The following is a 13,282-nucleotide window of genomic DNA, read 5'->3' on the forward strand; positions in this document are numbered from 1 at the left end:
CTGCGGCTCCGGCGGTGCGGACCCCCCAGTTTTGCGGGGCCCGCACCCTGGGTTACAGCATGCAGCTGACGCACTCGGTCATGTCGGTGCCCTCGAGCGCGAGCTGGCGGAGCCGGATGTAGTAGATCGTCTTGATCCCCTTGCGCCACGCGTAGATCTGTGCGCGGTTGATGTCGCGCGTGGTGGCGGTGTCCTTGAAGAACAGGGTGAGCGAGAGGCCCTGGTCGACGTGCTGCGTTGCCGCGGCGTAGGTGTCGATGATCTTGTCGGGGCCGATCTCGTAGGCGTCGGTGTAGTACTCGAGGTTCTCGTTCGTCATGAACGGCGCCGGGTAGTACACGCGGCCGAGCTTGCCTTCCTTGCGGATCTCGACCTTCGACGCGATCGGGTGGATCGAGCTCGTCGAGTTGTTGATGTAGGAGATCGAGCCGGTGGGGGGCACAGCCTGCAGGTTCTGGTTGTAGATGCCGTGCTCCATGACGCTGGCCTTGAGCGCGCGCCAGTCATCCTGGGTGGGGATCTCGATGCCGGCGTTCGCGAAGAGTTCGCGGACGCGCTCGGTCTCGGGCTCCCAGACGCCGTCGGTGTACTTGTCGAAGAACTCGCCGCTCGCGTACTTCGAGTCGGCGAAGCCGCCGAAGCTCTGGCCGCGCTCGATCGCGATGCGGTTGGAGGCGGTGAGGGCGTGGAACAGCACCGTGTAGAAGTAGATGTTGGTGAAGTCGATGCCCTCGTCGGAGCCGTAGTGCACGTGCTCGCGGGCGAGGTAGCCGTGGAGGTTCATCTGGCCGAGGCCGATGGCGTGCGACTGATCGTTGCCGTCCTCGATGGAGCGGACGGAGGAGATGTGGCTCATATCGCTGACCGCGGTCAGCGCGCGGATGGCGAGCTCGACGGTTTCGCCGAGGTTGCCGCCGTCCATCGCGGTGGCGATGTTCATCGAGCCGAGGTTGCAGGAGATGTCCTTGCCGATGTGGTCGTAGCTGAGGTCCTCGTTGTAGGTGGTCGGGGTGTTGACCTGGAGGATCTCGGAGCACAGGTTGGACATGTTGATGCGGCCCTTGATCGGGTTTTCCCGGTTGACCGTGTCTTCGAACACGATGTACGGGTAGCCCGACTCGAACTGCAGCTCAGCCACGGTCTGGAAGAAGTGGCGTGCGCTGATCTTGGTCTTCTTGATCCGCGCGTCGTCCACCATCTCGTGGTACTTCTCGGTGACGGAGATGTCACCGAAGGGGACGCCGTAGACGCGCTCGACGTCGTATGGGGAGAAGAGGTACATGTCCTCGTTCTTCTTCGCGAGTTCGAAGGTGATGTCGGGGACGACGACGCCGAGGGAGAGGGTCTTGATGCGGATCTTCTCGTCCGCGTTCTCGCGCTTGGTGTCGAGGAACTTCATGATGTCGGGGTGGTGGGCCGACAGGTAGACCGCGCCGGCGCCCTGGCGAGCACCGAGCTGGTTGGCGTAGCTGAAGCTGTCTTCGAGGAGCTTCATGACGGGGATAATGCCGGAGGACTGGTTTTCGATCTTCTTGATCGGGGCGCCAGACTCGCGGACGTTGGAGAGCAGCAGGGCGACGCCGCCGCCGCGCTTCGAGAGCTGCAGCGAGGAGTTGATGCCGCGCGAGATCGACTCCATGTTGTCCTCGATGCGGAGGAGGAAGCAGGAGACGAGTTCGCCGCGCTGCGCCTTGCCGAGGTTGAGGAAGGTGGGCGTTGCCGGCTGGAAGCGGCCGGACACGATCTCGCGGACGAGGCCGCGGGCGAGCTCCTGGTCGCCCTGGGCGAGGCCGAGCGCGACCATGACGACGCGGTCCTCGAAGCGCTCGAGGTAGCGCTTGCCGTCGAACGTTTTGAGGGCGTAGGAGGTGAAGAACTTGAAGGCGCCGAGGAAGGTCGGGAAGCGGAACTTCATCGCGTAGGCCTCGTTGGTGAGCTCCTCGATGAACTCCGCGGGGTACTGCTCGAGCAGCTCGCGCTCGTAGTACTCGTTGTCGACAAGGTAGCGGAGGCGCTCCTGGAAGTTGTGGAAGAACACCGTGTTCTGGTTGACGTGCTGCAGGAAGTACTGCCGCGCGGCTTCGCGATCCTTGTCGAACTGGATGTTGCCGTCGGCGTCGTACAGGTTGAGCATCGCGTTCAGCGAGTGGTAATCCATGTCGCTGATCTTGGAGGACTCGAAGCCCTGTTCCATCACTGCTGCTTCCAAAACTGTTCCAATCCTTCTTGGACGGCGGTCACGTCGTCCGGGGTTCCAAAGAGTTCGAATCTGTAGAGGAGTGGCACCTGGCACTTCCTCGCGACGATGTCGCCGGCGAGTCCGTAGGCCTCGCCGAAGTTGGTGTTGCCCGCGACCATGACGCCGCGGATCAACTTCCGGTTTCGCTCGTCGTTGAGGAACCGGATCACCTGCTTGGGGACGGCTTTGGTGCTGGGACCGCCGCCATAGGTTGGCAGGAGCAGGACGTAGGGTTCGGTGACGACGAGCGGATCTTCCCTTGAGTACAACGGGATCCGTTCGGCATCCATTCCGAGCTTCTCGACGAATCGTTTCGTGTTACCGGAGACGCTGGAGAAATACACCAGGTCTGCCATGCTCACCACCTCCGTTTGGAGCGGAACTTCGACACTGCTGGGATGTTCGACCTACTGAAACGCCCCCGGCTCGCAGAGGATCTTTCCTCGTGCGGCCGCGGGCGGTTTCGACGTGCGGGGGTTAGTCCGCGAGGCGGCTTGCGAGCTCCGAGATCTTGTCGGGGCGGAAGCCCGACCAGTGCTCGTCCTCAGTGACCACCACGGGAGCCTGGAGGTAGCCCAGCTCCTTCACCGTCTCGAGCGCCGTCGCGTCCTCGGACAGGTCGAGTACGTCGTACTCGATGCCCTTGCTGTCGAGCGCTCGGTACGTCGCGGTGCACTGCACGCACGACGGCTTGGTGTATACCGTAATGGCCATCTCACGTCCCTCCTCAAAAACCTTCGTGCCCCGACCGAGGCACTACATATAGTGAACCACACCCGCGGCGACCACAAGATGATGTAGTTACATCTTTGTAGTTTTACACCGGCTCTCCACCGATTTCGACCCCGTCCTGGGGAGAACTTTCGGCGCGGTTCCGCCCCTTTTCCCGGGTTATCCACACCTCCCACAGGCCGGAAGAATTTTCTGCGGCGCACCGTCATCGGCGTGTCGCTGAGTGGACTCGGAAGCCCAGTTATCGGGGTGCGCGCCGGGTGAACCGGGCGCACCAGCCGGCGCCGCGCAGGCGTCGGCTGGCGGCTCGATCGCATCACAACGAGATGGGCCACAGCAGCTCCCTTCCGTCGGGCTCGAACCAGCGCAGCACGAGCATCGCATCGGCGGTGCCGAGGGCGCGCTCCGCGTCGGAGCCGCGGAGCACCGCGCGAACCCGCTCCCCCGGCTGGACCGTGCGCGGAAGCGACAGCCCGAGCATGCCGCCACCGGCGAGCGCGAGACGCACCGAGTGCAACGGGGCAGCACCGCAGTGCTCCAGTTCGATCACCCCGGAGGCGGAACGGGCCGAGATGCGCCACGGCACCGGGAACGCGCCAGACTCCGCGGGTGCGGCCCCCAACGGCGGCGCAGCGGGTTGCGGAGAAGCATGGGGCTGCGGCGAAGCCGGCGTGGACGCAGCAGACGCAGACCTGGCAGACGCAGACGGGACAGACGCAGACGCAGCAGACCCCGGTCCGCCCGATCCCTCACTGCCGGAGGAGGGCCCCGCTGCCGCGCGCAGCGGCAAGACCTCCCGCCCGGGCGCACGGCCACCCGGCCGCTGACGCGCTGGCGCCTGCAACCGGGTGGAGATGCGGAAGGGATTCATGCGGCCAGGGTACGGGTGACCACTGACATTCATGAGGGGTGCGGGAACGGTGCGGGACGCGCGCCAGCAGCACGCCCCGCACCGCCGGGAAACAGCCCGGCTCCCGCCGAAAACTACCCGATCAGGCTCGGCTGCAGATCCCGCAGCGTCTGCCGCCGCGTCATCCGGCCCACGCCGATCACCGCGGCCAGCAGCGCCGCGAGCAGCCAGATCACGATCACGCCGATGTCGGCGCCCACGCGATCCCAGCCCGCTCCGCTGTACATGACCTGCCGCATCGCGTCCACCACGTACCCCATCGGGAGGATGTGGTGCAGGGAGGCGAGCGGGGCCGGCAGCGTCTGCCACGGGAAGGTGCCGCCCGCGGTGACGAGCTGCAGCACCATCAGGATCAGGCCGATGAACTGCCCGACGGAACCGAGCCACACGTTGAGGGCGAGAATGATCGCGGTGTACGTCGCCGAGGCGAGCACGAGCAATCCGAACGTCGCGAGCGGATTCGCGAACTGGAACCCGAGCGTGATCGCGAGCACGCCGAACAGTCCGAGCATCTGGAGCGCGCCGAGCAGCGCGGGGGTCGCCCACCCCGCGATCGTGACTCTGATCGGGGCGTTCAACGCTGTCACGGCGCGCTTCGAGATCGGCTTCACGATGAGGAACAGCGCGTAGATGCCGATCCACGCCGCGAGCGCGGCGAAGAACGGGGCGAGCCCCGCCCCGTAGTTCTGGGCCTGCGTGATCGCGTTGTTCGAGATCGAGACCGGATCCGCGAGCGTCTTGGCCTGCGCCTTTCGGGTCGCCTCGTCGGTGTCCGGGATCTTCTTCGCGCCGTCGGAAAGGCCCGTCGCGAGCTTCCCCGCGCCGTCCTCTGCGGTTTTGAGTCCCGTCTGCAGGGTCCCGATGCCGTCGCGGAGCTCGGCCGATCCGGCCGCCGCCGTGCCCGTGGCGTCCGCGAGCTGCGCCGATCCGCTCGCCGCGGTCTTGGCTCCGGCGGAGAGCTGCGCCGCTCCGCCGGCGACCTGATCGGCGCCGCTGTTCAGGCGATCGATCTCGGAGCGGGCGTTCTGCACGCGGCCGGCCGCGGCGGTGAGGTCGCTGCCGATCGGGTCGATTGCGGCGAGCACGTCGTTCACTTCGGCCTGCGTGTAGCCGCGATCCGTGAGCCGCTTCTGGATGTCGGTGCGAACGCCGGGGAGCTTGCCTGCTGCGCCCTGCACTTCGTCGTCGATCGAGTCGGCGATCTGGGCGAGCTTCGCCGTGCCTCCGTGCACCTGCTGGGCGCCGTCCGTGAGCGTGACGAGCCCGTCGGAGAGCTGCGCGTTGCCCGCCGCGAGCTGCTTCGCCCCGTCGTGGATCTGGGCGTTGCCATCAGCCAGTTTCGAGGCGCCATCGTGCAGTTTGCCCGCGCCGTCGACGGCGTCGCCGAGGCCGTCGTGCAGCTGACCAGCGCCCTTGGCGGCGTCGACGAGGCTGATCCGGATCGTGTTCAGGGCGTCGAGCATCGTGAGGCCAGCCTCGTCGACGACCTTCTCGGCGACGGTGGTGCGGATCTTCTCGACGGCCTGCTTGCCGATCGTGGAGGCGAGGTAGTTGTTCGCGTCGTTCGTGAGCAGCACGATGTCGGCGGCGTGCGGGTCCTTGCCCTGGATCGAGGTGATCGACTCGGTGAAGTCGGCGGGAATCTTGACGGCGAAGTCGTAGCCGCCGTCGTCGAGCCCAGCCTTGGCGGTGCGCTCGTCGACGTCGTGCCAGTCGAAGGTGTCGCTCTTCAGGAGTTCGTCGGCGACCTCACGCCCGATGGTGCGGTGCTTTCCCGCGACGTTCGCGCCCTCGTCCTCGACGATGAGTGCGACGGGGACGTTCGTGAGCTTCGCGTAAGGGTCCTGGTTGGCCCAGAGGTACAGGCCGCCGTAGAGGATCGGCACGCAGATGAGCGCGACGAGCGCGAGCACGGACATCTTGGTGGACAGGAGACGCCGGAATTCGGCGGTGACGATCTGGAAGATTTTCATACGACGGCCTCAACTTCTCCGGTCAGGTTCTCCCACGAGGCGCGGCCGGCGACCACGAGCACGGCGTAGCCGCGCTCCGCGAGGTCCTCGGCGACGCGCCACCAGGCGCGCGGTCGTCCGCCGTGGCGATCGGGGGCGACGATCACGAGCGCCTCGACGCCGGGTCGATCGGCGGCGAGTTCCGCGAGCATGCGGATGCGTCGCGACGGCTCGACCTGGCCGATCGGGACCATGGTGAGGTCCGCGAAATCGTGGTCGGCCATCCAGCGGCGGGCAGTGATGGGGTTCGCGGCGTTGCCGGCGAACATGAGTTCTTCGGTGACGACGCCCACCGAGGGGACCTCCGCGTCGGGTTCGCTCACGATCGGGGCGTCGACGAGCGCGCACGCGCGGCGCAGGCGCCGGGTGTCCCGCTTGCCGTCGACGAGCACCTCGCCAGAGTCGGGCCGCATGCGCCCGGTCGCGATGAGCCCGAGCACGGTGGGTCGCTGCTCGGTTTCGGCCTGCACGAGCGTCGCCTCTCCCGTGCGGAACTCCACGCTCGTGGGCGGGAGCGCGCGCGACTTGCCGCCCTTCGCGACGTCTTTCAGCTCGATGATCACGCGGCGGCCTGCCGTTCCTGACGGAGGGCAGCGCGGCGGGTGAGTGCGGCGTCCGCCTCGCGCCAGCCGCAGCCGGCGGCGCCGAGCACGGCGAGAGAGGCCGTGGGGAAGTGCTGCGGGTCCGAGTCATCGGTGCCGAGGATCGCCCCGCGGGCGACCTCCTCGAGGAGGCGCGCGGTCTGCACGGCGGGCAGGTCGGCACGGACGACGTTCTGGTCCCGGCCGGTGCGGCAGACCTCGAGCAGGCGCTCGCGGAGCGGCCGGAGCGCCTCGTTCACGGCGTCGCCGTGCTCGCCATCGCGGGCGAGGGCGGCGACGACGCGGATGCGATCGGCCTCGCGCCAGAGCGCGTCGGCGAGGTCGGCGATCGCGAGGATGGGGTCGGAGGCGAGGGACTCGGCGCGGTTGCGCACGGCAATGCCGGCGATGCGTTCGGCGCAGCGCGCGATGACCTCGTGGACGAGCGCGGTGCGGTCGGCGAAGTGGCCGTAGACGGCGCGGCGGGTGAGGCCTGCGCCGCGGGCGATCAGGTCGATCGACGCCGCCGGATCGCCGGAGATGATGCGCTCGGCGGCCTCGAGGATCGCTTCGCGATTGGCCTCGGCATCGCGGCGACGCGCGGGGGTGGTGGTACTCATGACCACCAGTGTAATAACTTGCACACCATTGTGCACGTTATTCGCGCAGGGCGAAGAAAACTGTCAGGAACGGGAACTTAGACGTGATGGTAGGGCCGCCCCGCGGCGATTTCCTGCGCCCGGTACAGCTGCTCCGCGAGGATCAGGCGCACGAGCTGATGCGGGAACACGAGCTTCGACAGGCTCCACACGAAGTCCGCGCGCGATCGCACCCGATCGTCCACCCCGAACGCCCCGCCGATCAGCACCGTCACCGAGCGTCCCGCGTCAAACGCCCCGCGCAGGGTCGCGGCGAGCGCCAGCGAATCCACGTTCCTGCCGCGCTCGTCCAGCAGCAGGACGAACTCGTCGCGCCCGAGCTTCGCGAGGATCCGCTCGGATTCCTCCGCGCGCGCGGCCTCGCCATTCCGCGACGAGTGCGAGAGCAACTGCCACGACGCATCGAAGGGCTTGCGCAGCCGCTTCTCGTAGCGGCCGATCCCCTCGGAAACCCAGCTCTCATGCTTCTTTCCAACGGCGAAAATCCGTACGCTCATCTGGGACTCCTCAGTCGATCCTGATCGCGTCGAGGTGCTCGGCGATCCTGCCGATGGCCTCGCTCAGCACCGACACCGCCGGAAGCGAGACGAAGCGGAGGTGGTCGGGTGTGGGCAGGTTGAAGCCCCGGCCGTTCGTCACGAGGACGCTGGTCGCCCGCAACAGCTCGATCACGAATTCCTGATCGTCGGCGATCGGGTAGCGCTCGGGATCGAGCCGGGGGAACAGGTACAGGGCCCCGCTCGGCGCCACGCAGCTCACCCCCGGAATCTCGGTGAGCAGACGGTGGGCCGTGTCCCGCTGCTCGCGGAGTCGCCCTCCCGGCGCGCACAGCTCAGCGATCCCCGTCCACAGCGAGGCCTCGGAGAACGCCGCCGGAATGGCGAACTGGGCCGGCGCGTTGGAGCACATCCGCATGTTCGCGAGCAGGGTGAGCCCCTCGAGGAAGTCGCGCCCGAGTTCCCGGTCGCCGGAGACGAGCAGCCACCCGGCCCGGTACCCGGCAACGCGTTGCGCCTTGGACAGGCCGCCGAAGGTGAGGCAGAGGGTGCCCGTCGCGTGCGGCGCTGAGTGCTCGTGGTGCGCACCGTCGTAGCGGATGTGCTCGTAGATCTCGTCCGACATGAGCACGAGGCCGTGCCGCTCGGCGATCGCGGCGAAGCCGCGGACGAGTTCCGCCGAGTAGACCGCACCGGTGGGATTGTTCGGGTTGATGAGCACGAGCCCCTTGGTCGCGGGCGTGATGAGGGCCTCGACCGCGGCGAGATCGGGCATCCAGCCGTTCGACTCGTCGCACGGGTAGTGCACGGCCCGCCCGCCGGAGAGAGTGACCTGCGCGGTCCACAGCGGGTAGTCGGGTGCGGGGACGAGGATCTCGTCGCCCGGTCCGACGAGGGCCTGCAGGACGAGCGAGATGAGTTCGCTGACGCCGTTGCCGATGATCACGTCATCCGGCCCGATGTCGGGCACCCCCACCCCCGCGTAGTACGCTGCGACCGCCTCGCGTGCGGGGAGGATGCCCCGCGAGTCGCTGTAGCCCTGGGCCACGGGGAGCGCGCGCCTGACGGCCTCGACGATCTCGGGCGGCGCCTCGAATCCGAACGGCGCCGGATTCCCGATGTTGAGTTTCAGGATCTGCCTGCCCGCGCGTTCGAGGCGTTCGGCCTCCTGCAGGATCGGGCCCCGCACGTCGTAGCGGACCCCCGCGAGCTTGCTGGACTGGGTGATGGCGTTCACGCGGTGAGTGTACTGCTCCGGCCCGCCGGGTCGCAGCCCATTCGCCGCGCGGCCCCAACCCTACTGCTGCTGCGCGTAGAGCTCGGCGTAGCTGCCGCCGAGCGCGAGGAGCTCGGCGTGGGTGCCCTGCTCGAGGATTCGTCCTGCGCCGACGACGTAGATCCGGTCGGCGTCCACCACGGTGGAGAGCCGGTGCGCGATCGCGATCGTGGTGCGGCCGCTGCGCGCGTCGTCGAGGGCGCGCTGGACGGCCCGCTCGTTGACCGTGTCGAGCGCGCTCGTCGCCTCGTCGAGCACGAGCACGTTCGGGTTCTTGAGGAGCACGCGCGCGATCGCGATGCGCTGCTTCTCACCGCCCGAGAGGCGGTAGCCGCGCTCGCCGACGACCGTGTCGTAGCCGTCGGCGAAGCTCTCGATCGTGTCGTGGATGTTCGCGAGCCTGGCGGCCGTCTCGAGCTCCTCCTGGGTCGCGTCGGGGCGTCCGTAGCGGAGGTTCGCGGCGATCGACGCGTGGAAGAGGTAGGGCTCCTGGGTGACGACGCCGATCCGGTCCATGAGGGACTCCTGTTTGAGGTCGCGCACGTCGGTTCCGGCGTAGCTCACGGTGCCAGAGCTCGCGTCGTAGAGCCGCGGCACGAGGTTCCCGATCGTCGTTTTCCCCGAGCCCGACGCGCCGACGAACGCGACGAACTCCCCGGGTTCCACGTGAAACGAGACCCGGTCGAGGGTCGGGCGATCGTCCAGACCGACGTCCGGGTACCGGAACGTCACGTCCGTGAACTCGACGCGGCCAGCGAGACCCGGCTCGTCCGACGGCTCCGCAGCATCGGGCGCGTCGACGATCGCTGGCCGCAGATCCAGATACTCGAAGATGCGCGCGAACAGGGCTTTCGAGGTCTGCAGGTCGAGCGCGATCCGCATCAGCGCCATCAGCGGGAAGAGCAGCCGCGACTGCACTGTCGTGAACGCGACGATCGTGCCTGCCGTGATCCCCGGGTCGTACCCGGTCCCCTGCGCCCGCGCCATGATCCAGCCCGAGACGAGGTACACGATCGCGGGAACCGCCGACAGGAACACCTGCACAACGGCGAAGAACACCTGCCCGCTCATCGTCTGCTTCACCTGCAGCTCGATCTGCGTGCGATTCTCCGCGGCGTAGCGCTCCGTCTCCGCGCCCTGCCTCGAATACGTCTTCGCGAGCAGCACGCCCGACACCGACAGCGCCTCCTGCGTGATCGCCGACATCTCCGACAGCGACTCCTGCGTGCGCCCCGCGATCCGCGCCCGCACCTGACCGACGCGACGCTGCGCGAATACGAGCACCGGCAGCAGAATGAGCGCGATGATCGTGAGCTGCCAGCTCAGCAGCACCATCGCCACGGCCGCCGCGATCACCGTGACCGTGTTGCCGACGATGTTCGACACCGTGTTCGTGAGCACGTTCGCGACGCCGCCGACGTCGTTCTGCAGCCGCGACTGGATCACACCCGTCTTCGTGCGGGTGAAGAACCCCAGCTCCATGGCCTGCAGGTGCGCGAACAGCTTGACCCGCAGATCGCCCATCACGCGGTTGCCCACCCGCGCCGTGAGGAAGGTCTGCCAGATCCCAATCCCGGAGGACAGCACGAACACGAGAATCATCGCGCCGACGAGCCAGCCGAGGACCGGGAGGTTCGGGCCGCCCGCCTTGGGGAAGAGGCCGTCGTCGAAGACCCGCTGGGTGAGCAGGGGCGGCAGGATTCCGAGCGCGGCCGTGATCAGCACGAGGCCGATGATCACCGCGAGCGCTGCGCGATACGGCCGGAACAGCGCGGCGATCCGGCCACCGAGGTTCGCGATGACCGGCGCCTCCCGGTTGCGCTCCTTCTGCGCGGCGATGTCGCCGCCGGACACTCGCGTCCCGCGCCCGCCACCACCGCTCATACTCATGATTCGGAGGATAGTCCCTGGTCAGGTCCGGTGGCGACGCTTCCGCCCAGCGCGGAACGAGGGAATACCCCGCGCGCTGCGCCCGCGCGCGCTGCCGCGGCCGTCGGCTAGGGTGCTGCTATCTGACCCCAGTGGAGGAACAGCTGATGAGCCACCAGATTCCGGGAAGGCGACGCGCCGCCCGCGCGGGTGCGCTCGCCCTCGCCCTCGCGACGGCCCTCGGCCTCTCACTGTCCGGCTGCATCCTCGTCGCGGGAGGCGTTCGGACCCTCGTCGGCGGGCCCCCGCCGGGGATCGGGCCGGACGGCGAGCAGGATGGCGGGGATGCGTCGCGAACGAGTGCCCCCGCGGCACCCGACAGCGCCTGGCTCCACCCCGGCTACGCCGACGGCCTCGGCGAGACGTGGGAGTCGCCGGAGGATCTGTGCGGGATCGCCGACGGCGTCGCCGTCACCTCCGCCACGACCGCCACGAGCGTGCACGCCACCGGAACCGACCTCGCGACGGGAAAGCAGCTGTGGCAGCGGGACCAGACCGCCTGCGGCGAGGACGCCACGACCGCCGACGCGGCCCTGCTCAGCGTCCGCACGGCCAAGCCGGGCGGAAAGCACGAGCTCACGGCCGAGCTCGTGGATCCCCGCACCGGCACCGCGCGGATCACGTCAGAGGCCCTCACCGAATACTCCGGGCACGTCGAGCTCATCGGGGCGGACGAGTCACGGCTCGTCGTGCTCCTGCAGGACCGCGACGCCAACAAGATCACGGCGATCACCCCAGACGGCGCCGTCGAGTGGTCAGAACCCGTTCCCGCCGACACCATCAAGGCCCGCTGCCTGCTCCTCGGCGAGGCAATCGGCTGCGAAAGCACCGAGCGGGCCTGGGTGCTCGACGCGAAAACGGGCTCGACCCGCACGACCTTCCAGCCCCGGGCACTCAGCGAGGTGTCGTGGGCGCGCGACGGCTACGCCTACCGATCGGAGTCAGAGAGCGCCGCACGCGCGTACCGCTTCTCCGGCGAAGCCGTGCAGTTCGGTTCTCTCCCTCCCGCGGCCCCGAGGCTGCCCTCGGTCGCGGCGGGCGCCCGGTACGCGCTGCAGTCCTTCGCGGATCCGTCCGCTCCGCTCGCGGTCGACCGGACGGGCGCACCGGTGCTCTCGGCACTCGAAGCCCCCCTCGACTACGTCTTCACCGCGACGGGCGCCCCGTTCACCGACTTCAGCGTCGGCACGGCGTACTGGGGCGTCACGGCAGACGGATCAACCGTCGCCGTCAGCCCGACAGCCCTCGGCGACACGCTCAAGATCCTCAAGAACGACGGCAGCGAGGTGGGCCGGATCGACACCGCCTTCGACACGGAAGCGGGCACCAACCTGGCGCCCTCCTTCTCCGGGGGCTTCCTCGTCACCCGCAACGTGAGCAGCGACACCGCCGTCACGACGGTCCACCTGCCGCGCGGGTTCCGCTAGCGAATAGTGCAGTTTCCCCCACCCTGACCGGGGCTTTTATCCGTGGTGTTGGCTCGCACCCGGCGGATCGCTGCGCCCGCGGGCGCGGGCCCTACCAGTTTGGATTCGGCGGTCGGACCTGTCTCAGCAGCGACCGCGAGTCATCAAGGTCCCGGCGGAGGTCCGCGCTGCCGAGAAGATCGCGGACAAGTGCCTGAGCGCGGCGCGCCCCTGTCCGCGAGTAGCCGACGGCGTGGTGGGGCGCGAGTTCGAAGGATCGGCGTAAATCCCCACTACTCACTTCAAGCGAGACCGTCTTCGGTTCAGGCATTTCGATGACCCATGCCACCGCCGCGAACGCGAGCGGCAGTACGAAGTCGCCGATCCAGGGATGCAGCCATCGCGTAACGGGCACTTTCAGATCCAGGCGTTCCAGGGACTCCCATGAAAACTGCTCCAGGGCAACTTCCCCATCGCGGTACACGATCCGCTGGCGGGCAAGGAGCACGTTGCGTCCGGGAACGTCGCCGATAGCGAGGCCCTCGCTCGTCGCAGTGAGGGGCCCGAGACGCTCAGACATGCGCGGTCGAATCATGAGCCGCCGTGAGTTGGCGGGCACGTTTGTCGGCCGCGTATGGAGACTGACCGTTCGTGTGGGCGCTGTCCGCCGCCAGGGTCTTCGGGTGTGTGGTGGCGTAAACGCCACTGCCAAGTGATGGCCTTTCGCGCCAGAAGACGCTGTCAGCTTTCAGCCGGTTCAGAACGGTCGCTTCCGTACCGGAAGTGGCTTGCGCACTCCACGAGTGCGTCGGTGAAGTACGGGTCCACATCACCCCGTGGATGAGCGCCTCCCCCGTAAAGACTTGCCGCGCACTGGGCTGCTTCATGCGGGGACTCCTTCCCGGTGGTTTGGTGGTTCCAGGTTCAGGACACAGTTGCGGACTGATTGGGATATTCGCACGTCGCGGTCGCCAACGAAGATCCGGTCCAGCGAAGTCATGATGCCGGTGAAGCTTGTGAGGCCTATCCGAAGCGGGTCCC

13 protein-coding genes are annotated in these 13,282 nt (G+C 68.1%); 1 reads left to right on the forward strand and 12 read right to left on the reverse strand.

From position 1 onward, the window contains the following. Positions 1-52: 52 nt before the first annotated feature. From nrdE to JD292_RS07155, 10 genes are all read right to left on the reverse strand, one after another. On the reverse strand, positions 53-2,194 hold the full coding sequence (gene nrdE, locus JD292_RS07110; RefSeq protein ID WP_200132244.1) for a class 1b ribonucleoside-diphosphate reductase subunit alpha: 2,142 nt from the start codon (positions 2,192-2,194) through the stop codon (positions 53-55). Further along, positions 2,194-2,595, reverse strand: a complete 402-nt coding sequence (gene nrdI, locus JD292_RS07115; protein WP_200132055.1) for a class Ib ribonucleoside-diphosphate reductase assembly flavoprotein NrdI — start codon at positions 2,593-2,595, stop codon at positions 2,194-2,196. Before nrdI ends, nrdE begins: the two co-directional genes overlap by 1 nt. A 121-nt stretch (positions 2,596-2,716) precedes the next feature. Further along, entirely contained in the window at positions 2,717-2,953 is a 237-nt protein-coding gene (nrdH, locus tag JD292_RS07120; protein WP_200132056.1) for a glutaredoxin-like protein NrdH, read from the reverse strand. A gap of 334 nt (positions 2,954-3,287) precedes the next feature. Then, positions 3,288-3,521: a hypothetical protein gene (locus tag JD292_RS07125; RefSeq protein ID WP_233613875.1), complete on the reverse strand. Its 234-nt coding sequence runs from the start codon at positions 3,519-3,521 to the stop codon at positions 3,288-3,290. Positions 3,522-3,955: 434 nt separating this feature from the next. Further along, on the reverse strand, positions 3,956-5,854 hold the full coding sequence (locus JD292_RS07130) for a YhgE/Pip domain-containing protein (protein WP_200132057.1): 1,899 nt from the start codon (positions 5,852-5,854) through the stop codon (positions 3,956-3,958). Further along, positions 5,851-6,456: a P-loop NTPase family protein gene (locus JD292_RS07135; RefSeq protein ID WP_200132058.1), complete on the reverse strand. Its 606-nt coding sequence runs from the start codon at positions 6,454-6,456 to the stop codon at positions 5,851-5,853. The genes JD292_RS07130 and JD292_RS07135 overlap by 4 nt, the downstream gene beginning before the upstream one ends. Next, positions 6,453-7,094, reverse strand: a complete 642-nt coding sequence (locus JD292_RS07140) for a TetR/AcrR family transcriptional regulator (protein WP_200132059.1) — start codon at positions 7,092-7,094, stop codon at positions 6,453-6,455. Before JD292_RS07140 ends, JD292_RS07135 begins: the two co-directional genes overlap by 4 nt. Before the next feature lie 77 nt (positions 7,095-7,171). Continuing rightward, positions 7,172-7,630, reverse strand: a complete 459-nt coding sequence (rlmH, locus tag JD292_RS07145) for a 23S rRNA (pseudouridine(1915)-N(3))-methyltransferase RlmH (protein WP_200132060.1) — start codon at positions 7,628-7,630, stop codon at positions 7,172-7,174. A 10-nt stretch (positions 7,631-7,640) separates the two neighbouring features. Continuing rightward, positions 7,641-8,867 carry a pyridoxal phosphate-dependent aminotransferase gene (locus tag JD292_RS07150; protein WP_200132061.1) on the reverse strand — a complete coding sequence of 409 codons (1,227 nt, stop codon included), beginning with the start codon at positions 8,865-8,867 and terminating at the stop codon, positions 7,641-7,643. A 60-nt stretch (positions 8,868-8,927) separates the two neighbouring features. Then, complete coding sequence (locus tag JD292_RS07155) at positions 8,928-10,796, reverse strand: ABC transporter ATP-binding protein (protein WP_200132062.1); 1,869 nt, start codon at positions 10,794-10,796, stop codon at positions 8,928-8,930. A 146-nt stretch (positions 10,797-10,942) separates the two neighbouring features. On the opposite strand from JD292_RS07155, the gene JD292_RS07160 reads away from it, so the two are divergent. Beyond that, on the forward strand, positions 10,943-12,262 hold the full coding sequence (locus JD292_RS07160; RefSeq protein ID WP_200132063.1) for a hypothetical protein: 1,320 nt from the start codon (positions 10,943-10,945) through the stop codon (positions 12,260-12,262). Positions 12,263-12,353: 91 nt separating this feature from the next. Here the strand turns inward: JD292_RS07160 and JD292_RS07165 are convergent, their stop codons facing one another. After that, on the reverse strand, positions 12,354-12,821 hold the full coding sequence (locus tag JD292_RS07165; protein WP_200132064.1) for a hypothetical protein: 468 nt from the start codon (positions 12,819-12,821) through the stop codon (positions 12,354-12,356). Further along, positions 12,814-13,128, reverse strand: a complete 315-nt coding sequence (locus JD292_RS07170; protein WP_200132065.1) for a hypothetical protein — start codon at positions 13,126-13,128, stop codon at positions 12,814-12,816. Before JD292_RS07170 ends, JD292_RS07165 begins: the two co-directional genes overlap by 8 nt. Between the last annotated feature and the right edge of the window lie 154 nt (positions 13,129-13,282).

This window comes from Leucobacter edaphi (genome assembly GCF_016522535.1).
GTDB lineage: Bacteria > Actinomycetota > Actinomycetes > Actinomycetales > Microbacteriaceae > Leucobacter > Leucobacter edaphi.

Coding starts and splice junctions, on each gene's coding strand:
- nrdE (WP_200132244.1), bottom strand. CDS start 2,194: ATGGAACAGGGCTTCGAGTCCTCCAAGATCAGCGACATGGATTACCAC.
- nrdI (WP_200132055.1), bottom strand. CDS start 2,595: ATGGCAGACCTGGTGTATTTCTCCAGCGTCTCCGGTAACACGAAACGA.
- nrdH (WP_200132056.1), bottom strand. CDS start 2,953: ATGGCCATTACGGTATACACCAAGCCGTCGTGCGTGCAGTGCACCGCG.
- JD292_RS07130 (WP_200132057.1), bottom strand. CDS start 5,854: ATGAAAATCTTCCAGATCGTCACCGCCGAATTCCGGCGTCTCCTGTCC.
- JD292_RS07140 (WP_200132059.1), bottom strand. CDS start 7,094: ATGAGTACCACCACCCCCGCGCGTCGCCGCGATGCCGAGGCCAATCGC.
- rlmH (WP_200132060.1), bottom strand. CDS start 7,630: ATGAGCGTACGGATTTTCGCCGTTGGAAAGAAGCATGAGAGCTGGGTT.
- JD292_RS07155 (WP_200132062.1), bottom strand. CDS start 10,796: ATGAGTATGAGCGGTGGTGGCGGGCGCGGGACGCGAGTGTCCGGCGGC.
- JD292_RS07160 (WP_200132063.1), top strand. CDS start 10,943: ATGAGCCACCAGATTCCGGGAAGGCGACGCGCCGCCCGCGCGGGTGCG.
- JD292_RS07165 (WP_200132064.1), bottom strand. CDS start 12,821: ATGTCTGAGCGTCTCGGGCCCCTCACTGCGACGAGCGAGGGCCTCGCT.
- JD292_RS07170 (WP_200132065.1), bottom strand. CDS start 13,128: ATGAAGCAGCCCAGTGCGCGGCAAGTCTTTACGGGGGAGGCGCTCATC.